The organism is Streptomyces sp. NPDC048248 (genome assembly GCF_043201875.1).
In the GTDB taxonomy this organism is placed as follows: Bacteria; Actinomycetota; Actinomycetes; order Streptomycetales; family Streptomycetaceae; genus Streptomyces.
In genome coordinates, this window is record NZ_JBICZL010000006.1 from 265,000 (window position 1) to 286,108 (window position 21,109).

General features: G+C 68.0%; 12 protein-coding genes. 4 read left to right on the forward strand and 8 right to left on the reverse strand.

The window, feature by feature from the left end; translation table 11 throughout:
* Position 1 precedes the first annotated feature (1 nt).
* Both ACGFZW_RS14850 and ACGFZW_RS14855 read right to left on the reverse strand, forming a co-directional pair.
* Complete coding sequence (locus ACGFZW_RS14850; protein ID WP_393893488.1) at positions 2-883, reverse strand: PaaX family transcriptional regulator C-terminal domain-containing protein; 882 nt, start codon at positions 881-883, stop codon at positions 2-4.
* A 30-nt stretch (positions 884-913) separates the two neighbouring features.
* On the reverse strand, positions 914-2,506 hold the full coding sequence (locus tag ACGFZW_RS14855; protein WP_393893489.1) for an AMP-binding protein: 1,593 nt from the start codon (positions 2,504-2,506) through the stop codon (positions 914-916).
* Positions 2,507-2,764: 258 nt separating this feature from the next.
* Between ACGFZW_RS14855 and ACGFZW_RS14860 the strand changes: the two genes are divergently transcribed.
* A complete protein-coding gene (locus ACGFZW_RS14860) occupies positions 2,765-3,898 on the forward strand; it encodes an acyl-CoA dehydrogenase family protein (protein ID WP_393893490.1) in 1,134 nt (377 codons plus the stop codon).
* Positions 3,899-3,962: 64 nt separating this feature from the next.
* Here the strand turns inward: ACGFZW_RS14860 and ACGFZW_RS14865 are convergent, their stop codons facing one another.
* Entirely contained in the window at positions 3,963-4,460 is a 498-nt protein-coding gene (locus tag ACGFZW_RS14865; RefSeq protein ID WP_393893491.1) for a hypothetical protein, read from the reverse strand.
* Between the two features lie 220 nt (positions 4,461-4,680).
* On the opposite strand from ACGFZW_RS14865, the gene ACGFZW_RS14870 reads away from it, so the two are divergent.
* Entirely contained in the window at positions 4,681-5,475 is a 795-nt protein-coding gene (locus ACGFZW_RS14870) for a VOC family protein (protein ID WP_393893492.1), read from the forward strand.
* A 1,583-nt stretch (positions 5,476-7,058) separates the two neighbouring features.
* Here ACGFZW_RS14870 and ACGFZW_RS14875 read toward each other — a convergent pair.
* Positions 7,059-7,610, reverse strand: coding sequence for a hypothetical protein (locus tag ACGFZW_RS14875; RefSeq protein WP_393893493.1), 552 nt, complete (start codon positions 7,608-7,610; stop codon positions 7,059-7,061).
* 112 nt (positions 7,611-7,722) lie between these two features.
* Here ACGFZW_RS14875 and ACGFZW_RS14880 point away from each other — a divergent pair, with 112 nt between their 5' ends.
* Together ACGFZW_RS14880 and ACGFZW_RS14885 are read left to right on the forward strand one after the other, a co-directional pair.
* Positions 7,723-12,222: an AAA domain-containing protein gene (locus ACGFZW_RS14880; protein ID WP_393893494.1), complete on the forward strand. Its 4,500-nt coding sequence runs from the start codon at positions 7,723-7,725 to the stop codon at positions 12,220-12,222.
* Between the two features lies 1 nt (position 12,223).
* Positions 12,224-13,165 (forward strand): hypothetical protein, encoded by a 942-nt coding sequence (locus tag ACGFZW_RS14885; RefSeq protein ID WP_393893495.1) that lies wholly within the window; start codon positions 12,224-12,226, stop codon positions 13,163-13,165.
* Positions 13,166-14,196: 1,031 nt separating this feature from the next.
* Here the strand turns inward: ACGFZW_RS14885 and ACGFZW_RS14890 are convergent.
* Genes ACGFZW_RS14890 through pglZ form a run of 4 tightly spaced genes read right to left on the reverse strand, consistent with a single transcriptional unit; the run spans position 14,197 to position 21,098 of the window.
* Positions 14,197-14,859, reverse strand: a complete 663-nt coding sequence (locus ACGFZW_RS14890; protein WP_393893496.1) for a hypothetical protein — start codon at positions 14,857-14,859, stop codon at positions 14,197-14,199.
* Between the two features lie 22 nt (positions 14,860-14,881).
* A complete protein-coding gene (locus tag ACGFZW_RS14895) occupies positions 14,882-17,014 on the reverse strand; it encodes a DEAD/DEAH box helicase (RefSeq protein ID WP_393893497.1) in 2,133 nt (710 codons plus the stop codon).
* Entirely contained in the window at positions 17,011-18,339 is a 1,329-nt protein-coding gene (gene brxD / locus ACGFZW_RS14900; protein ID WP_393893498.1) for a BREX system ATP-binding protein BrxD, read from the reverse strand. Before brxD ends, ACGFZW_RS14895 begins: the two co-directional genes overlap by 4 nt.
* On the reverse strand, positions 18,336-21,098 hold the full coding sequence (gene pglZ, locus ACGFZW_RS14905) for a BREX-2 system phosphatase PglZ (protein WP_393893499.1): 2,763 nt from the start codon (positions 21,096-21,098) through the stop codon (positions 18,336-18,338). The genes brxD and pglZ overlap by 4 nt, the downstream gene beginning before the upstream one ends.
* Between the last annotated feature and the right edge of the window lie 11 nt (positions 21,099-21,109).

Consider the following 21,109-nt stretch of genomic DNA (forward strand, 5'->3'; position numbering starts at 1 on the left):
CCTACGGTCGGTCGCAGCCGCCGGGGGGCTGCTGCGGCTCGGCCCGCGCCTCGTGCGCGTAACGGGCGCCCGCCGCCCGTAGTTTGCTGTGCAGCCGGCCGAAGACGTCCGCCGCGCGGCCACCCGGCCAGTCCTCCGGCAGGAGGGGAGAGGGCAGGCCGGGGTCCGCGTAGGGGAGGCGGCGCCAGGCGTCCAGCGCCAGCAGATAGTCGCGGTAGGCGGCCTCGGGAGGCACCGTCCGCCGCCGCGACCATTGCCGCAGCACCGGTTCCTGTTCCGCGAGGAAGGCCCGGTGCTGCGCGGCGATGGCGTCCAGGTCCCACCACCGGGCCACCGACCGCGCGGTCGGCTCGAAGCCCGCGTGGGTCCCGGTGAACAGGTCGACATAGGAAGCGAGTTGCAGGCGGTCCAGGGCGTGCCGGGTCTCCTCGTACAGGTGCGCCGGGGCGATCCACACCCCTGGCGCGGCGGTGCCGAAGCCGAGGCGGGCCAGCCGGGAGCGCAGCTGGTGCCGCTTGTGCCGCTCCTCCTCGGGGACGGAGAACACCGCGAGCACCCAGCCGTCGGAGAGCCGGGCGGCCGGCCGGCCGTAGATCCGCCGGTCACCGTCCTCCAGGAGCTGGCGCGCGGTGCCGGAGAGACCGTAGGCGGCCGAGCCGTTGGCGGTGCGCTCCGGGACGAGCAGGCCGCGGCGCTTGAGGCGGGAGACGGCGGAGCGCACCGACGGCGGATCGACCCCGAGCACGCCGAGCAGCCGGATCAGGGCGGCGACCGGCACGGGGCCGGCCGTGCCGCCCGGTCCGTCCGGCTCACCGCGCCCGTAGGCGCCGTAGAACGTGACGATCAGGGACCGTGGGGTGCGCTGCGCTTGCTGGTCGCTCACCGGGTCACTCTAGAGCCGTCGGTGGAGCCGTCAGCGCAGGCGGAAGCGCTGGAGCTTGCCGGTGGGGGTGCGTGGCAGTGAGGTGTGGAAGACGATGTCGCGCGGGCATTTGTAGGGCGCGATAACGGACTTGGTGTGGGCGCGCAGCGCGGCGACGGTGTCCGCTCCCTCGGGGACGCCCGCCCGGAGCACCACATGCGCGACGACCACCTGCCCGCGGCTCTCGTCGGCCCGCCCGACCACCGCGGCCTCGGTCACATCGGGGTGCCGGAGCAGGGCGTCCTCCACCTCGGGGCCCGCGATGTTGTAGCCGGCCGAGATGATCATGTCGTCGGCGCGCGCGACATAGCGGAAGTAGCCGTCGGGCTCCCGGACGTAGGTGTCACCGGTGATGTTCCAGCCGTCCCTCACATACTCCGCCTGCCGGGTGTCCGCGAGGTAGCGGCAACCGGTCGGGCCGCGTACGGCGAGCAGCCCCGGTTCGCCGTCCGGGAGGGTGGCCCCGTCCGGCCCCACCACGCGCGCCTGGAAACCGGGCACCGGCAGCCCGGTCGTGCCGGGCCGGATCGCGTCATCGGCGGCGGAGATGAAGATGTGCAGCAGCTCGGTGGCGCCGATGCCATTGATGATCCGCAGGCCGGTCGCGTCGTACCAGGACTGCCACGTCGCGGCGGGCAGATTCTCGCCGGCGGACACGCACCGGCGCAGTGCGGAGACGTCGTGCGCGCCGAGTTGGGGCAGCATGGCGCGGTAGGCGGTCGGCGCGGTGAAGAGCACCGAGATGCGGTGTTTCGCGATGTCGGACAGCAGCCGGTCGGGCCCGCCCCAGTCGGCGAGGAGGGCCGAGGCGCCGGCCCGCAGCGGAAAGATCACCAGACCGCCGAGGCCGAAGGTGAAGCCGAGCGGCGGACTGCCCGCGAACACGTCGTCCGGGCTCGGGCGCAGCACCTGCGCCGAGAAGGTGTCGGCGATCGCCAGGACATCGCGGTGGAAGTGCATACAGCCCTTGGGGCGGCCGGTGGTGCCCGAGGTGAAGGCGATCAGCGCCACGTCGTCGGCGGAGGTCGCGACGGCCGGGTACGGCGCGGTGGGGAGCTGCGCGAGTCGGCGCAGGTCGTCCGGGCCGTCCCCGCCGTAGGCCGTGACCGTCAGACCGGACACCTCGGCCTTGACGAGGTCCTCGACGGAACGGGCGTCACACAGTGCGTGCCGCACCTCGGCGAGCCGGCAGATGGTGGCGAGCTCGTCCGGGCGCTGCGCGGCCAGCACGGTCACCGCGACCGCCCCCGCCTTCATCACCGCCAGCCAGCAGGCGGCGAGCCAGGGCGTGGTCGGGCCGCGCAGCAGCAGGCGGTTGCCGGGCAGGACCCCCAGGCGCCCGGTGAGCGCGTGGGCGATCGCATCGACCTGCTCGCGCAGCTGCCCGTACGTCCACACCAGGCCGCTCGCGTCGCGGAGCGCGGGCCGGTCCTGTCCCAGCCGCGCGATGGTGCCGTCCAGCAGCTCCGCGCCGCAGTTCAGCCGGTCGGGATAACCCATGTCGGTGAGGTGCGGCCACTGGTCGTGGGGCGGCAGCCGGTCGCGGGCGAAGGTGTCGGCGTGGGCTGAGGACCGTAGCTCCATGGCGGGTGCGCCCCCTTGGTGGGTGAGTCCGGAGTTCCGCCTGCGGGAGGTGGCCGACGAGCGGCCGGGAGAGGGATGAGGGACCGTGGAGACCGGTTCGCAGGGCGCGGTCAGGTCGGGTGCGAAGGCCGGCCGGGCGGTGCGGAAACCGGTCGGATAGGGCGTGAGGGCTGCCGTTCGGATCCGTCGTCAGCGTAACGTGTTCGTGACGGCAGTCAACAGATCGCGATAGAAGGCCCGCTACCAGGGAGTCGCCCCGTGACCGCATTCGCGCTGGGACCGGACGAACAGGAATGGTGCGCCGAACTGCGCGCGCTCACGGCGGAGAAGCTGCGCCCGCTCGCCGAGCAGGGCGAGGAGGGCAGGATCAACCGCCCGCTGGTCGCCGCGCTGGGCGAACTGGGCCTGCTGCGCCGCCTGTTCCCCGCGGACGAGGACGTGCGCGCCCTTGACCTCTGCCTGTTGCGCGAATCCCTCGCGCAGGAGTGCACCGAGGCGGAGACCGCGCTGGCGCTGCAGGGACTGGGGGCGTCCCCGATCGTGCAGTCCGGCACCGCCGAGCAGCGCGCCCGCTGGATGCCGGAGGTCACCGCAGGGCGCGCCGTCGCGTCCTTCGCGCTGAGCGAGCCGGGCGCGGGTTCCGACGCCGCAGCGCTGGCCCTGGCCGCGGAACCGGACGGCCAGGACCGCTGGCGGCTGACCGGTGAGAAGTGCTGGATCTCCAACGCCCCGGAGGCCGACTTCGCCACCGTCTTCGCCCGTACCGGGGGCGGTGCGGGCGCCCGGGGCGTCACCGCGTTCCTGGTGCCCGCCGACCGGCCCGGCCTCGGCGGCGAGCACCTGGACATGCTCAGCCCGCACCCCATCGGCACGCTCGTCTTCGACGGGGTGCCGGTGACCCGCGCGGACGTGCTCGGCGAGGTCGACCGCGGCTTCGGCGTCGCGATGCGGACGCTGAACCTCTTCCGGCCGAGTGTGGGCGCCTTCGCGGTCGGCATGGCACAGGCAGCCCTGGACGCGGCGCTGACGCACGCGGGCGCGCGCACGGCGTTCGGCGGACCGCTGAAGGACCTGCAGTCCGTCGGGCATCAGCTCGCGGAGATGGCCACCCGCGTCGAAGCCGCCCGGCTGCTGGTGTACGCGGCCGCGTCGGCGTACGACCGGGCGGACCCCGACATCGCCGGCCGCGCGGCCATGGCCAAGCTGCTGGCGACCGAGACCGCGCAGTACGTCGTCGACGCGGCCGTCCAGATCCACGGTGCGCGGGCGCTGCGCCGCGGCCATCTCCTGGAGCACCTCTACCGCGAGGTACGTGCCCCGCGCATCTACGAGGGCGCCACCGAGGTGCAGCGCTCGGTCATCGCCAAGGAGCTGTACCGGACCGCACGGTGAACGGCGCCCCCGGCCGGCGGGCCGACTGCCGCACCGGAGGGCCGTGCCCGTGTGCCGTGGGTGGTCAGCTGTTGCTCTTGTAGACCCGGCCGAGCTTGCACTTGCCCGCGGTGGGCGCCTGGTCGTTGCTCGTGATGAAGGTGCCGGTGACGGTCGTGGGCATCGTCTGACCGGCGGACACCCGGAGGGAGGAGATCATCGCGTTGCCGAAGGTGCGGCCCGTACCGTCCGTGAAGTCCACGGTGCCGCTGTAGGACGCGGAGCCCGTGCTGTTGCCGTTCCGCACGCTCAGCCGGGCGCTCAGCGTGCCGGCCGAGCTGTCGACCTTGCAGTCGGTGATGCTGATGTCGGACTCCGGCGGCGTGGTCGAGCCGGCCGTCGGCGAGCCGGTGGTGCCGTTGCTGGTGGTGCTGCCGGAGCTGCTGTAGCCACCGCTGGAGCTGCTGTAGCCGCCACTGCTGCTGCTACTGCTGGAGTGGCTGCTGCCGCACCCCCCGCCGTGCGAATGCCGCGCGCCCGTCAGCGCGACGACCACGATCCCGAAAACGGCAACAGCACGCACATGGCGACGATTCACGTCGTGTTCTCCCCCGAGAGAGCGGCCGGCACGGCCGCTGGTTCGTGCCCGCGCACTGGAGTGGCGGGCGGTGTGCTCCGTCAATTCTTGACGAGCGCGCGTCAGGCTAGCAAGCAGGGGGACGGACAACGAATCGGGTCGACGGGCGATTGTCAGTGGTGGATGTCAGGCTGAAATCCAGAGCGGATCCGCGAAGGGAATCGTCATGATCACTACTGACCCCGTCCCCGGCTCCCCGTGCTGGCTCGATCTGGGCGCCCCGGACGTCGAGACGGCCGCCGCCTTCTACGGCGCGGTCTTCGGCTGGCAGGCGTCGCCGTTCGGTGACGGCGACGCGGGCAGCTACTCCGTCTTCCGTCTCGACGGCAAGGTGGTCGGTGCGGTCGGCCCGCTCACCGACGAGGGCGACCGCTCCGCCTGGACGATCTACTTCCACACCCCCGACGCCGATGCCACCGTGAAGGCGGTCCAGAAGGCCGGTGGCGCGGTCCGTGTGCCGCCGACCCCCGTCGGAGCGAATGACGGACGGTTCGCCCAGCTCACGGACCCGCAGGGGGCGCAGTTCGCCGTCTGGCAGCCCGGCGACCTGCTGGGAGTCGAGGCGACGGACGGCCCCGGCAGCCTCGGCTGGACCGAGCTCTACACCTCCGACTCGCCCGCGGCGCAGACGTTCTACAAGGGCATCTTCGGCTGGACGACCCAAGACATGCCGCTGCCCGGCGGCGGGGGCGCCTACACGCTGGTCACGCCCGCGAACTGCGGTGAGGAGCGGATGCACGGCGGCATCATGGGGGTCCCGGAGATGTTCGGCTCCGGCGGAAAGCCTTATTGGCACCCGGTGTTCGGCTCCGCGGACTGCGACGCCACGGTCGCCCAGGTGAAGGAGAACGGCGGCGCCCTGTCCATGGGCCCGGAGACCGCCGAGGGCGTCGGCCGACTGGCGGTGTGCACCGATCCGTCGGGCGCGGAATTCGTCGTACTCACGCCGGAGGAGAGCTGACGGGCGGCGCCCACCTGGCCGGCGTACCAGCCCGCGAGCCGGCGGCTTCGTGCACGCTCGCGCCTTGAGGAAGGCCGAAGAAGCCCGAAGGGGCAGTGAGGTCGTCTCAACTCCGGCGTTGGATCGGCCCGTGACATCGCGTACGTCGACGAGCATGGCGGTGATCGCCACGGACCGGCGCCGCGGGTACGCGCGCCGACGTCGCCATACCCGGTGAGGTGTCCGTCGCCGGCCACGACGACGGCCGCCCTCTCCCAGTTGAGCTGCTTCAGCCTGATCATGGTCAGTCAGGGAGCCGGAGGAGCAGGCGCGGTATGCGGTGGCCGCCGATGTCGAACCGCTCGATCAGGGCCGCACCGACCCCCGCGAGGTGTCCTGACCCCCGACTCGTCGTACGCGGCACCGTGACCGAACCCCGCTGATCCGCCCGGCCTGTACGGGACTTGGGGGACGGAGCCCGAGACAGAGCGGGACCTCAGCAGCCTCACGGCCCCGCCGAACCCCGTCCAGATCCACATAGGTGCAGGTCATGCAAGATGCGGCGGCACCGCCGTCAGATATCCCGGAAGAGACCAGGGGGCGCCGTGACCTGCCGCGATGGGTGGCTGTGGGCTGTGGACCTGCGCTGATGGCCTATCGGCTGATTCACGCTCGTGCCTGTTGATGCAACCGGAATTCCTAGGAAAGTCCCAGGGGGAATCCCACCTGTGATCGCCTCTCTTGCGGCTCTATGCAGAGCGAGGGGGTGCTGTGTCGGCTGGGAGCCGCGCGTCGGTGGTCTGCTGTGAACGAATGGCAGCGCTTGCTCCTAGAACGACTCCCGCCTGCAGTGGGGAGGACGGGTACCTCAAAGAGAAGCGGCGCATCGAACGTGGACCACCCCGCCTGCGCGGGAACCTCCTCGTGCGTTCCTTCGTGGTTGGGGTCGGGCAATCATTGTGACTGATCTCGGTTGGCAGCATGCCCCGTGAAACTGGCGGGGCTTGCTGCCGTGTGGGCCGCCGCCTACGGGTGGTGCGTTGGTGAGACCGATGCGGAGTGCGATGGCGTCGTGCCGACCGGTGCCTTGCTGCCTGTTCCCGGCCCGCCGGCCAGGGCCAGTAGTAACAGGAGCAACAGGAGACATCCTCCTCCGGTGCCTGCTGCCACGAGGGTGCGAGGGCTGATGGACCGGTGATGCCCGCGTACGCGGGTGCCGTCCGAGCGGTAGTAGGTACGGACATGGGTCGTCGGGCTGGTGGGGACTGGTCGAGGCCGCGACACGGGAGCGGGACGCGGGGTGGTTCGTCGGGATGCCGTATAGGGCTGGGCGGTGCGGGGGCGGGTGCGGCGTTTGTGGCCTTTGACGTAGGTGCCGTCACGGCGGTAGTGCGGGCGTACGTAGGTCACGGGCGGTCCTCGGCGGTGAAGTGGGGAGTGCCCCCAGACGGGGCCGGGTGTTCCTCGGCTCAACGCTCGACGGTAGCGACCGGCACTGACAATCCAGGGCGACCAACTCAGCGACTGTGCAAACCCGGTAGGCAGCAGCCAGCGTTTTACGGACGGGTGATCGTGTCGTCAGACCCGCTGTCAGTGCCGAGGGCTCAGAGAAGTAGGAACTGCAGCATAGGGGCCAGTACCGGGGAGCAGGGTACGACAACACCGACCGTGCCGACCGGCGTGTGCAGGGCGTCATGTTTCAGGGCAGCGAGGTGCATCGGTCCGCCGGCGTCACCGACGGCGCAAGAGCGAGGAGATTGCCGGGGTTCGAGCCAGGTCTTCTGTTCCGGCTCATGCTGGATCAGGAATATGTGCAGCGGCGGCTTGGCGGTGGCGAAATTGACGGAGTTGTCGCGAGGCTTGGCGGGTTCAGCGCCGAACGGCTTCGAGTAGAAGGCGATCGACGCCGCCAAGTCGCTGACGCGCAAGGCGAGCGGTTGAAATGCCCGGAATGTGTATATCGGCGCGGCCATTGGCGCGTTAGGTATGGCGGTGCCCGAAGTGGGCGTGACGCTGGTCGCGATAGCGACGCGTGTGACGCCGGGCGAGGCATCGGAGTGGGCAGTTGGCTCGGTTACAGCCAACCTTCGCAAAATATGGCTTGTTCCTGTCATTACTTGCTGGTCTTGGTTGATGGCGCCACTTCTCTCCCGCATCCTGTAAGGCTTTCCATCGGGCAATGACTTTGGGGGATAGGTGTCTCTTAACTCTGCACTCCGTGCGAGCAATCCGGAGGCAGTGCACCGTACGCGCCAACTCATCGAATATATGCGCGAAATTGTTCGAGGGTCGTACAAGCCGGTGCGGGATTGGCAGAAGTATCCGGAGGTCCTCTGGCTCTCCGACCTGCCGGACGAAAAGCTCCGGCGGAACCCCGACGGCGACCGGACGCTGCTCAAGGTGGCACATCGTCCGGCTCGCGCGGCTCCTGCCTTGCCTGAAGTGCTGGCGGGGTGGGTTGATCCCGAAGCCGCCGCCACCGCGACGCCGGAAGAGCCGCCGCTGGCCGAGTCGGGACCCGGTCAGGGCTGGGAGGAGGATGAGAAAGGAGACCTGTTCGAGGTCTCCGAAATCCGCCGGGAGGAAGCGCACGATGTGCTGCGTGCCTACGCGCGATGGCTCGACGCGTGGCGCAAATGGTCGGGGAAAGAGCGTGCAGACCGGCCGTACCGGGAACTCCACCAGCAGCTGTACCGAATGGCGACCAGGGTTCAGCAAGACGGGGAGGAATACGAGGCGGTACTGGGCACCGGACTACTGAACATCGGAGCCGCGCGCCCATCGGCTCGCACCTCCAGGCACATTCTGACGGTGCCGCTCATGCTCACCGTGAATTCCGTGAATATGTCCATCACTGTCGCACTCGCGCCCGGTGACCCCGCGAGGCTGGAGGACAATGAGTTCCTTGACGCGGACCAGGGTTACAGCACCCGCCTGTTGAGCCCGCTGCGGGCTCGTGTCGACGAGGGAGGGTTCCATCCACTGTCCGGTGACGCGCAGGAACTGCTCGGCAACTGGTCGGAGCGGGCGTTCGGCACTGATCGCGTAGTGGAATTTCACCGTGACTGGGGCAGCCCGCCAACCGATCCGATCTTGCCGGTCCCCACATTGGGATTCGCGCCGGCGATCATTCTCCGTCAGCGGGGCCAGGGCGCGCTCGTGAACTTCTACGACGGCATTGCGAACTGTCTTGCCCAACCCGATGCTGTCGCTCCACTGGGATTGGCTCAGTTGCTGTACCAACTGGAAGCGGAGGACCGCAGGGTATGGGGTACGGCAGGGAGCCGTGACGTGCCGCCCGCCCTCGGCCCCGATCCCCTGTTCCCGCTGCTGTCGAACGAGGCTCAGCGGGAGGTGTTGAGGCGTCTTCAGACCGATACAGGCGTTGTTGTCCAGGGACCGCCCGGCACGGGAAAGACCCACACTATCGCCAACCTCGTGTGTGCCCTGTTGGCGGACGGCAAGCGGGTACTCGTGACGAGTGAGAAGGGACAGGCACTTAAGGTCCTGCGACAGCAACTTCCTGCCGAGTTGCGTAGCCTGTGTGTCCTCCAGAGCGACCGACGCCAGGACGGCAGCGACGACCTCGACCAGTCCGTGCGTGCTCTCTCTCAACTCAGCGCCACCCAGTCGACGGAGCGTCTCGACGTAAAGATCAAGAGCCACGAAGCGCTGCGCTCGGAACTGTCGGATATCCGCGCGCGACTGCGGGACGAACTCCGCGCCGTGCGTGAAGCGGAGTGGTACGAACACCTCGACGTGGCCCCTGGATACCAGGGACGGCTCGCGGAGATCGTGGAGACCGTCGCCGCCGGTGCAGCGAAGTATGACTGGATGCCCGCCCTGCCGGCCTCGGTACCGCGAGAACCCTCGCTGAGCCAGGACCAGGCCCAGCGCTTGCTGGGCCTGGTGTCCCGGCACGGGGCCGTCGTGCTGGACGAGCATGCTGCTCGCTGCCCGGACCCCGCGGATTTTGCCGCACCGGTGCTGTTCGAAGAGGCGGTCAAGGCCCTCGATGCTGCTGTGCGCTCCTGCGCCGACGCGTCGTCCGACGCGCTTTCTCTCGAAATCGCGAATCAGGGACGGGACCTGATCGAGACGTTGGTCAAGCTGCTGGACGACGCAGAACACGCACTTCAGAGTGAGGGGCTGCCGGGTGAGCCTGCCGCTTGGAAGTCCGGCGAATGGACCACCCGCGCCCTGCAGGACGGAATGGCGGGCCAACGACGGCAGTTGTGGGATGGAGTGCGCCGATCGGCCGCCCGGGCCGAAGAAGTGCAGAGCGTGCTTCAAGATGCCACCTACGCCGAGCTCCATGTACCTGGCGTGGAGCTCGCCGAGGAGTCGCGTCTCATCGCCGCTGGGAAGGCACTCGAACAGTTTCTGCGCGACGGCGGCAAGCTACGCAAGCTGATTCCGAAGGCGGTACAGAAAGAGGCCCAAACCCTTCTCCAGGATTGCCGGGTGGACGGGCGACTGCCCAGCACAGCAGATGAGATCTCCGCACTGGTAGCCAAGCTGGAGATACGTCAGTGCGTCCGGCAGCTGAATGACCGCTGGCAGAGTGTTGGGGTGCCCGTGGTAGGAGGCTCCACGGAAGAGGCCCTGTCGGAGCTGCTGGACCGGGTGCCGACGCTCCGCGCAGTGGATGGGTTCACCCGCTCCGTGCGTACGCTGCACGACGTCCTGCTCAAGGCTCGCATCAAGGCGACAGTGCGGACGGCGCAGCAGTGGGAAGACGTCCGAACGTCGGCGAACGGCGCTGAACGACTCCTCAGCGCCCGTGAGGCAGAGGAGCGGCTGCGCGCCATCGCCGAGCAGTTGCCGCGGCCTGATGCCAGCGGAGTGGCCGAACTGGCGGAGGTACACCGGGCTGTCACTGCCCGTGATCCGAAGGCGTACACGTCCGCGATCGACTCACTGACCGAAGCGTTCCACCGTGAGGCTGATCGCCGAGAGGCCCGCAAGCTCTTGGACCGATTGTCTGAAGACCACCCCGAACTGGCGCGGCGCTTCACCGAGTCACCGACGGAGTCGACCTGGGAGACCCGCTTTGTGGGCCTGGGTGATGCCTGGGCATGGCGGCGAGCGCGTACCTTCCAGGACACGATGCTGATACCTGGCAGGGAAGCCAAGCTGGAAGGGGAGCTGGAAGTCGTCGAAGCGCAGTTGAGGACCACTGTGACTCAACTGGCGGCCGACAGGGCTCTCTACCACTGCCTGGACCGGATGACGGCCGGCCAGAAGCAGGCGCTGAGTGCCTACGCATCGGCCACGGCGAACGCCGGCAAGGGAATGACGGCACTCGGTAAGCGACACCTGAAGGCCGCCCGTTCCGCGATGCGTGATGCGCGTGCCGCGGTCCCGGCCTGGGTCATGCCCATCAAGCAGGTGGCCGAGATGATCGATCCCGAGCCGGATGCCTTCGACGTCGTCATCGTGGACGAGGCGAGCCAGGTCGGTCTGGATGGACTGATGTTGCTGTGGCTCGCTCCCAGGATCATCGTCGTGGGTGACGACAAGCAGTGTGTCCCGTTCTACACAGGTGGCAAGCACGATCGGCTCAACGAAATCCTCGACTCGCGCCTGCCCAATCTCACCGACTGGCAGCGCGACGGTTTCAGTCCCAAGTCCAACCTCTACGAGCTGCTGTCCGCACGGTTCAGCGAGACTATCCGGCTCACCGAACACTTCCGGTGTATGCCGGAGATCATCAAGTGGTCCTCCGCCCAGTTCTATCCCGACAACGAACTCGTGCCGCTGCGGCAGTACGGAGCGGACCGGCTACGGCCCCTCGAGATCGTCCATGTCCATGAAGGCCACTGCGAGGGACGGCGAGACGCTCTGGTCAACAAGCCCGAGGCCGAACGCATCGTTGCCAAGTTGCAGGAGCTTGCGGAGGACGAGGCGTATGCGAAACGGAGTTTCGGAGTCATTGTTCTCCGTTCCGGTCATCAGACAAGGCTGTTGGAGAACCTCATCGATACGCGTATCGACTCCACGATCCAGGAGCGACATAACATCCGTGTAGGCACGGCCGAACAGTTCCAGGGAGACGAACGGGACGTCATCCTGCTTTCGCTGGTCATCGACGCCGACCACATCCGGACCATGACCGGACTGCCTCAGGGAAGGCGATTCAACGTGGCTGCCAGCCGGGCCCGCGACCAGATGTGGCTGTTCACCTCTGTCACACCGGACCAGCTGAACAGCAGAGACCTGCGCCACTCCCTGCTCACCTATATGCAGGCGCCGCCGGAACTTCAGGGCACCTCTCCCAGCCTGTCTGTCGTTTCCCCCGACGAGCAGTGTGAGCCCTTCGATTCGCTATTTGAGCAGCGGGTCTTCCGCAGGATCAAGGAACGCGGTTACCACGTCGTTCCTCAGTGGAAGGTCAGCGGCAAACGCATCGACCTCGTCGTCGTCGGAGAGGCGGGGCGCCTCGCTGTGGAGTGCGACGGCAGCCCGTATCACTCCGCTCCTGACCAGATCCGTGACGACTACGAGCGGGAGCGGGAGCTGCGCCGGGCGGGCTGGCAGTTCTGGCGTGTACGAAGCAGCGAGTTCGCCCTGTCTCCAGAGGATTCGTTGGCTCCGCTGTGGAAGCGCCTTGACGCGTTGGGAATCCAGCCCGGAGTCACCGAGGAGCCTCAGGAGGATCCGGGGAGCGCATGGGCCCCGGTCGACGTGGATGACACGGAACTCACCGACGACGAAATCGACGGCATGCTCGATGAGGATGCGTCTGTCTCTCTCGAAGGAGCCTGATGTGAACGAGATCTTCGATGACAGCACGCTGACGGAGGTCGCGCACCTGATCTGCGGAGATGAGCCGCCGCTGATCTACCGGAAGGGATACGAGGTAGCTGCGTTCTTTGAGAGGGCCGGCTGGGACGACGTTCCGGAGTACGACGGCACACCGAGGCCCAAGTGGGCCTGGGAACTCCTCAAAGAGCGTCAGGAGGACGGGACGGACGATGCCGAGCGAGCAATCCTGCGCTTGGCGAACCGTATCGAGTACTACAGCCAGCAGAAGGAGTACCACGTCACCCTGAAGCGGCTCAACGAGGTGCTCATGCTTGACGGGCGTCGGGTCGCCCACGAAGGAGGCCATCCGGTCCTGGCCCACTGCGAAGCCGGCTTTGAGGACGAAGTACGGCAGCTGCCGCGCGTCGAGCTGAAGGTCTCCGTGGCGGATGTGGTGAGCGACCCGGAACTCGCCGCCACGGTGCAACTCCGGCTGGATGAAGCACGCACCTGTGACGAGCACGGGGCCTACACGTCGGCGGTCATCATGCTGGGCAGCCTTCTGGAGGGGGTTCTCGCACATGCCGCAGACGTCCGCACCGCAGTCGTACGCATGCCGAAACCCTTGCAGAAAATGGGGCTGAATGACTTCGTGGATTTCGCCTACGAGAACAAATGGATCGAGCACGATGCCAAGCTCGCCTCTGGGCTGGTCCGGCACTACAGGAATCTCGTCCATCCTCTCGCGGAGAAAAGGACCGGGCACAGCCCGAACCGCGACACGCTCAACATGTGCTGGCCAGTGGTGAACGCCACGTTGAACGATCTCGCCGCTACGGCGTCCCCTGTTCCGTCTCCGCGGCCTGCGCCTGCAGATCGCGGCCGTGACGGCAACCCCGCTGCCTCCGCACAACGTCCCACGCCGGCCTCTGTCGCTCGTCGTCATCCGGGCCGGGGAGTGTAAAAGGTGACTTGAGCCGCGGGTGAATCCCGTACCAGCGAGGCGAAGGAGACGTGGAGACTCAGATGACGGTTCCTTCGCCTGCGCAGAACGCAGAGCAGTGCACAGACCAGTGGTGGCGAGCGTAATGATCGTCCTGACGTTGACAGCGCACTGATCGCCGAACTCCAGGCTCCGCGCGTTGATTGGTGGACAGAAGCCGGAGCCGCTCGGCGACCTGCCAAGATCGCGGCCAGCGGCGGCGAACGCGGCAGGCCCCTCCGACAGCCATATGAGGCCGCCGAAAAGATATCCTTGCAACGTCTACGTCTGGAAGCCCGCCCTCGCTGAGGCCGGCCTGATCGCCGGGCGGGAGGAGCGCCCTCGGAGGGACCCCGCGTCTGGGAGCCCTCCAGGGAGCACCGCTACGATTCCCTGCGCCACTTCTACGCCTCCGAGCAATTGGAGGCCGGCGAGTCAGTCGTCTCTGGCGCGTTGGCTCGGTCACTCGGATCCCGGTTTCACGGTCCGCAACACGCGCCCTCATGCTTCGCGCGGGCGCACGCGGCGGCCCCACCATCGGCGCGGTCTTCGCGCAGCCGTAACCCCAGGGCTGAGCCGGGAACCAATCCGATCCCGGCTCAGAGTCCCAGAGATGTCGTCGTACCCCCGCCAGTCCAACGAAGTCCACGCAGGTCAGGAGGGTGCAACGGCACCCGCCCCTCAGATATCCCGGAAGAGACCAGCGAGGCCCGTGACCTGCGGCGAAGGGCAGTTGCGGGGCGCTGACCAGCACGAACGGCCTTTCGGCTGTTTCACGCACGTGCCTGTTGATGCAGCTGGAAGTCCCAGAGAAGTCCCAGGGCGTTCCCAGCGGCGGCGGCCCATGCAGCGTGTGCCTGCATGGTGTGCGCTCACGTGCGCCCTTCCTCAGTACTGCGTGGTTCTCGGCGTTGGTCAAGGTGGGAACAGACCGTCGGCGTCCACCGCCAGGTAGGTCTCGGGTGTGGTGGCTTCGAGGGCCACTGGAGTGAGGGCGACGCGCGGGGTGTCCGTCAAGCGGCGCGCCCAGGACCGGTCGCGGGAGGTCGTGAAGACCCTCGCGGAGCCGGCGCTGGACGAGGGGCCTGACTTCCTCCTGACGCTCGCGGTCGCGGCGACCGGCCGTCGACCGCCTCTTCCAGTTCTTCCTCCTCGTCGTCGGTGGTGTGGTCCTCCGCGCGTCGCCCCGGCTTCCGATCCGCGATCTGCCGGTCGGCTTGGAAGAGTTCGGCGCAGGTTGATAGGGCCTCGCTCATCCAGTGGCGGCCCTCGGAATGGTGCCTGCCCCACAATTCGGGCCGAGGATTCTTCTGCCCCTCCACTGGCTTCGTTCCGGCTGCCGGGTCCTGGATACCCAAGGGCCAGGTGTTCTCGATGTGCCATGTGTCGCCGAGGCCCATCAGTGAGCGGCGGGCACACTCGGCCAACGTCATGCCAAGCCGGTAGTTGAGCGCACCGAAGGCGCTGGCTTCGGTGCCGTGTTCGAGCACGACGTTCGAGGTCAGCCGCCTTCCGGCGTTGTACTCGTGCAGGCGGGGACCGTCGTGAAGGTCCAGATACGCGTTCAGGGGCGCGATCCGCGCCCCGATCTCGCGCAGGGTGTAGTGCGGCCGGTTGAGCCAGGGGAAGAAGCCACGTCCCACGCCGACCCGCGGCTTGAAGGATGCTCTACTCACCGGTGCTGCCCTCCGCGGTCGCTCAATCGCCCGCGGCCACGAACCTTGAGGTTTCCTTGAGTGCAGCCGATGCGCCATCGAGATCCGCGAGACGCGCGGCGAGTGTGGCCTCTGCAAGCCGCTGAGGGAGCGCGGCGCTGAACTTGAGCCCATGGATAGCGCGAGTGTCGACGGCGGGGAGGCAGAGCTGATCTATTGCCGCGGCCTTGGCTCGATTCCACTCGTCCAGAGTCAAGTCTTCGCGGAGTCGGATGTACGTGTCTGTTGGGCGCTGGAGAGGGTCGGCGCTGTCCGAGAGCGTGGCAGCCAGGGTGACGTTGGCCCGATAGCCGGCCCAAGTCCACCAGCGCACGTTCGTGTCCCGACCACCGCGGATAACAACTGTCCCGGCAGGGTGCACCGATTCCGCACCGCTGTCGCGAGCCTGAGCGAGGGCGGCTTCAGCGCGGCGGGTCAAGGCGACGGGCGGATCGGTGCCGAGCAGGACCTCCCGGGCGGAGCGGGTCAGCTCGTACGAGGCGGAACGGCCGGAACCGACCCCGCCCCACCGCGCCTTGCCGCCACCCTCGACCGGCTCGACGAAGCACCGCCGCCGGGACCAGTCGATGTACGTCACCTGCCAGCTCCGTCCGGCGAGGAGCAGCCGCCTGGGTCCGGCGACTTCCTCCGTCAGCAGTGCCGGGTTGGTGCTACCGATCTCGTTGCGGCCGGCCAGCACAGTGAACTCCGGTGCAGCAGTGAAGACCGCGGTGAGATCCATGAAGTGCCGGTAACCGAAGCGGCGTTCGGCCTCAGGGCCGATGAACAGCATTCCGCCGTCCCGCTCCAGGAACCCCTCGTCGATCAGATGGCGCACGATGGGTTCGGCGGAGGGACCGAAGGGGCCGAGCCCTCCCCACCACTCCTGCCAGAGCCGGTCTCCGACCCGGTGTTCCTGCAGGCAGAGAGCCAGCACCTGCTGGGCGACGATGTGCCGGGGCTCCGGTGGGGCCACTACCGGCTCGACCCAGCCACGTGACCACAGCAGAAGCAGGGCTGCTGCGCCGAGCAGACCTTCCTCGTTGGTGGCAAGGAAAAGGCAATTACGAGTGGAACCCGAGCGCCGGCCGGTACGACCGAGCCGCTGGAGGAAAGAGGCCACAGTGCTGGGTGCGTCAATCTGGATGACGCGATCCAAGTCGCCCACATCGATGCCGAGTTCCAGTGTGCTCGTGGAGACGATCACACAGTCTCGGGCATCGGCGAATGCCTCTTCCGCCCGCCTTCGCTCATCCACGGAGAGAGAGGCGTGCGAGAGGAATGTGGTCACCCCCTTGGCTCGCAGGCTCTCGCCGAGCATCTCGACCTGCCGACGCGATTCGCAGAACACCAGCCGCTTCTCCCCGCGATGCAGGGAGGTGATCACCGTCGCCGCATTCTCCAGGGACCCCACATAGTCGAGCTGGATTTCGCCGGGGGGCGGCAGGACTGGATTCTCCTCGCGCAGATGAGGGGCAACAACGTAAGCCGCGCGGTTGTCGTGCCCCGAGCCCTGCAACCAGGTAAGCAGCTGTTCGGGATTACCCACCGTCGCGGAGAGCCCGACCCGCTGTACTGACCGACCGACGACTCGTTCGAGCCGCTCGAGCACGGCCAGCAGATGCCAGCCCCGGTCGTCACCGGCGAAGGCATGCACCTCATCGACGACGATGGTCCGCAGCCCGCAGAAGAAGGCCCGATGGTCGACATTGGCGCTGACCAGCATCGCCTCCAGCGATTCTGGCGTAGTCAGCAGGATGTCCGGCCGATCCCGCAGGATCCGTTTGCGTCGCGGCTGCGAGACGTCCCCGTGCCACAGTGCCGCGGTCCGGCCCAGCCATGAGGTGTAAGTCTCCAGACGGGGCAGGAGGTTGTTGAGCAGCGCCTTGAGCGGGCATACGTAGAGGACTGAGGTCCCTGTCCAGTTCTCCGCAGCCATCCTGGACAGCAGAGGGAAGGACGCCGCTTCGGTCTTGCCGCCTGCCGTCGGTGCGAGCAGTACTGCATCCGCACCGTCCAGCAGCGGTTCGATTGCCTCTTCTTGGAGCGGGCGAAGACCAGGCCACCCCAAGGTGTTGACGATGTGGTGTACGACCCCGGGGTGCAGCCGGTCCAGCGGTTCGGGTGCACCTGTCACGGCAGCTCCAGCTCGATCTCGTCGGCGCTGTCCGCCGCGGCGTTGCGCTCGACTTCGCTCAGCTCGTCGCTGCTGACGGTCAGCGCGTAGTGCTTGCGCGGGTCGAAGTCGTCAAACTCGTCCACCCGGTCCAATACGTCTGCGACGAGTTTGCGCAGGAAGAGCCTCGGTGCGATGCCGGCCCGCCCACCGAGCTTTCCCGTCATGGCAGTGGCCAACTCCGTCACGTATGCATCGTCGACAAGGGCAGCGATACGCTCAGGATTCCGGGCCGATCCTGCATACAAGTCGCTTACGACACGGCCTAGTTCGCCCAGCCGCTGGAGATCGAAACCAGTGAGTCGCAGCTGGACCGCCCGCGGTGAGTCGAAGCGCGGATCGGTGGAGAAGTCGGTTGCCAGCCGCTGGGCCAGTGGAGGCAGGCGTTGAACCCCCTGTGGTCCGTCATAGAAGGCAGGTGTGCCGGTGATGACCAGGAAGAGCCCGGGAAAGCGGCCCGCGTCGATTTCATCAAGGAGCTGTCGCAAGGCGTTGAGCCCCTTCTCGCGGACGTCTCCCCGCACCCGTTGCAAGGTCTCGATCTCATCCAGGACCAGCAGGAGTCCGGGATGCCCGCAGTCCTTCAGGACGGTGAGCAGACCCTGAAGGAAGCCCAGTGCCGCGAAGTGGTCGAGATCTCCGCGCACCCCCGCAGTACGCCGCGCGGAGGCGGCAACAGACTTCTGGCCGCCTAGCCATGCGATCACGGCTTCGGCGGTGGCCGCGTCCCCGTCCAGCGTGGCTTTGCGATAGCCGCGCAGGGCGGCGGAGAAGGCGGGAGTGGTCTGGGCGACGCCACGGAGCCGCTCCTCCAGCAGCGCTTCGACGGCAGACTCCAACGCCGCACTTTCTTCGCCGAGTTCGGGTTGCGCCTCGGTCACCTCCTCTTCCAGGGTGTAGAACCAACCATCGATCACCGAGCGCAGGGCGCTGGCAGGCTCGGTCGCTGTGGTCAGCCGCTCGGTGAGCCGTCGATAGACGGTTTCCAGCTTGTGCAGTGGTGTCTCTGTCTCCGAGATCTGAATCTCGGCGGTGGCGAGCCCCGCCCGCTTCGCCCGTTCGGCGAGCCAACGAGCGAAGAAGGTCTTGCCGGACCCGTACTCGCCGCGAATGGCATAGAAGGCCGCACTGCCCGTCGCGATCGTGGCGATCCGCTCGTCCAGCGCGGGCGCGAAACGGTCCAGCCCTACGGCGAAGAGGTCGAGACCCGACTGTGGCACGGTTCCGCGCCGCAGCGCGTCGATGACCTCGCGGCGGCGGGCCGCGCTGACGGATGCGCCGCTCACGTGTGCTCCCTGGGCAGTTCGAACTGCTCGCGCAGTGTGTCGCGGTTGAGCCGGACCCGGGTCCGGGAGTCGATCAGGCTGATGACTTCGTAGCCCTCGATGTTCAGCAGCCGGGTCAGCACAGTGACGAAGCCTTCCGGGCGGGTGTGGGTACGGCCCCCCGAAGCGACGGCGGCCCCAGCGACTGCTGCGAGTGAGAGCGTGCCGCCCGATGCGTCGAGTGCGTCGATCACAGCGGCCACCACCTTGCGGTCGGGGACCCTGCGCACGAACTTCCCCTGATGCTCGTAGAGCTTGGTGTCCACGACCTGACGGCCGAGCGTGACCGGGGTCGGCGGATCGATGGATGCGGGCCGGGTCGACGGCGTTTCGACCGCGTCGTCGGCGAAGAGCTCACCCTCCTGTGGCCGGGCCTTCGGCTTGGCGGGTGGTGCCTTTCGTGCGGGCTTCGTGGTGGATTGGGTCTTCGGCGGTGCCGGGGCGACTTGCCCTTCCCACCATGGCGGCTGGACTGACTCTCGCGGTAGCTCGGCCCATCCGTCAGGTGCGAGGTCGATCGACGGAGTCAGGACCAGTACCGGCACCGCCATCTCGGCGAGTGCGGCGCCGCCGTGGTAGCCCGCCTTACGTGGGGTGTAGCGGATCTGCTCCGACCAGGGGGCAATGACCCGACCGTCGTTTTCCAGCACGCGGGGGCCTGCCAGCGCGATCTCTCCCTCACCGGGAGCCTTCCCTGTACGCCAGCGGGCCGATTCCACCCCCTCGGCGGTCACTGGTCCTGCGTCGGACCTCGTCCGGTCCAGTAGGTGTCCGTGATCAGATACCAGTACCACTGGACGTCCTTGCCCCCGCGCGGAGTTGAGCAGTTCGGTGAGGTGCTTCACTCGGTTCACCGACCAGTCGGCCAGCGAGCTCTGCTGCCCATGGTCGAGGGTGTCGTCGATGGTGTTCAGCACGACACCAACCACGGCATCCGATGCGATGGCCTCGACCAGCCGCTGGTCGAGCAACTGTCCTGCAGGACCGACGATCTCGCTCTGGTGGAAGAGAGCGGCCGCACGCCTGCGCTGCTTCCAGAAATCGACGAATCCCTCCTTCTCCGCACTCTGCCCGCCCGATACCGGGCGTCCGCACAGCAAGGTGGCCCGGCTGACGGCAGTCACCGAAGGGATCATGGCGACCGCAGCCGCCCGCCGCCCGTCACCGGACAGTTCGCTCCACCGGCCCGCACCGGTCAACTCTTCGCCCAGCTGCGCCGCGACCGCGCCGCTCATCCCGTTCAGCACGAGGACCAGGGGAGGTCGCTTCGCCGCCAGCTTCACGGCGATCTTCTCCAGCACGTCCTCGATGAGCAGCGTCCCACCGGGCTGCGCCGTACTCGCGTGCTGCGCCCACGGCCCGAGCTCAGCCGCGAAGGCTTCGTCGAGCGTCGCCCGTCGCCGCCACGCCGCGTCGTGCACAGTGCGGTACGCATCAACCAGCACAGGTTCGGCGTCGGCGTCTCCCACCCACAGCTGTGTCAGGGCCCGGTCCACCCATCCCCAGTCGGCGACATGAGTGTGCACAGCCTGGTCCACCGAGGACACCACCGGTTCCGGCGCGTCCAGCCAGTGCTTCAGCCGTACGGCCATGCGCGCCAGCTCGACCCGCTTCGCATAGAGAACAGAGGCAAGGTGATGCTCTTGTACGTGTTCCCAGGCGGTCTGAGCTGCTTGGGGCTCCTGGGCCAGCGCCTCGGCCAGCCGACGCAGTCGTGCCTGGAACCCTGAGGGGAGAAAAGGATTGTCGGCGAGTGCAGCAGAGAGATGGGCCTCCTTGGCCAGTTGATCGGCCTGGCGCAGTACGTCGAGAACCCGCTGCCGTGCCTCCTCGCTCTGCGCTCCCCGCCCCATCGCCTCACCGATCCATCGGGTGAGCGTGCCCTCTACCGCCCTTGCGTAGGCGCGCAGTTCGGTCGGGCGTGAACCCATGCCAAAGACTGAGCCCAGAGCGACGGCCTCATCGGCCGAAGCGGCGTCCCCGTTCATGACCGAGGCCAGCACACCCAGCGCGGTGGCCTCGGTGCCGCGGCCGCTGAGCGCGAGTCGCAGGAGCACTGGGGCAGCCTCGCCCGCGTTCTGTGTCAGCCAGTCGGCGATGCCCTGCTGTTCGGCTTCCGGCAACGCCACGAAACGCTGTGGGCTGCCGGGAGCGCGGGACCAGGCCAGCAGCGCGTCGACATCCACCGATGCCTCGCCCTCGAAGACGCCCTCGAGCCCGAGCCGCACCCCGACGAGGGCGCGCATCGCCGCGTCCAGGGTGAGCACGGCCCCACGCTGGGGCCAGCCGCCGTCCGGCTCGGCGGTGATCAGTGCGCTGGGCAACCAGAGCCATGGGTCGCGCCGCATACGAGGGTCGAGGTCGGCGGCGCCGAAGAGCTGCTTGACGATCTCGGCCTCGTCGACGGCGATGATCTGCGAGCGCACCATCTCTCCCACCAGGTCGAGACTGATCCGCTCACCGGACATATCGGTGGTGACCACCAGCAGGTCTGAACGCTCGGTACCCAGATGAGCCTGCCAGGCGTCGGTGATGCCGAGCACCGAAGTGGAGTGCACGACCCGGACCTTGCGGCGTTCACCTTCGCCGACCGGCACGGTGAACTCCTGTGGCCCGCCTGCCACGTATTTGCCGTGGACCAGCACCAGCCGTCGACCCTTGGTATGGGCCAGCCGTGTGGTCAGAAGTCCGGTGATGACCCGCTGGTCGAGTTCCGGCACCGTGGCTCCCA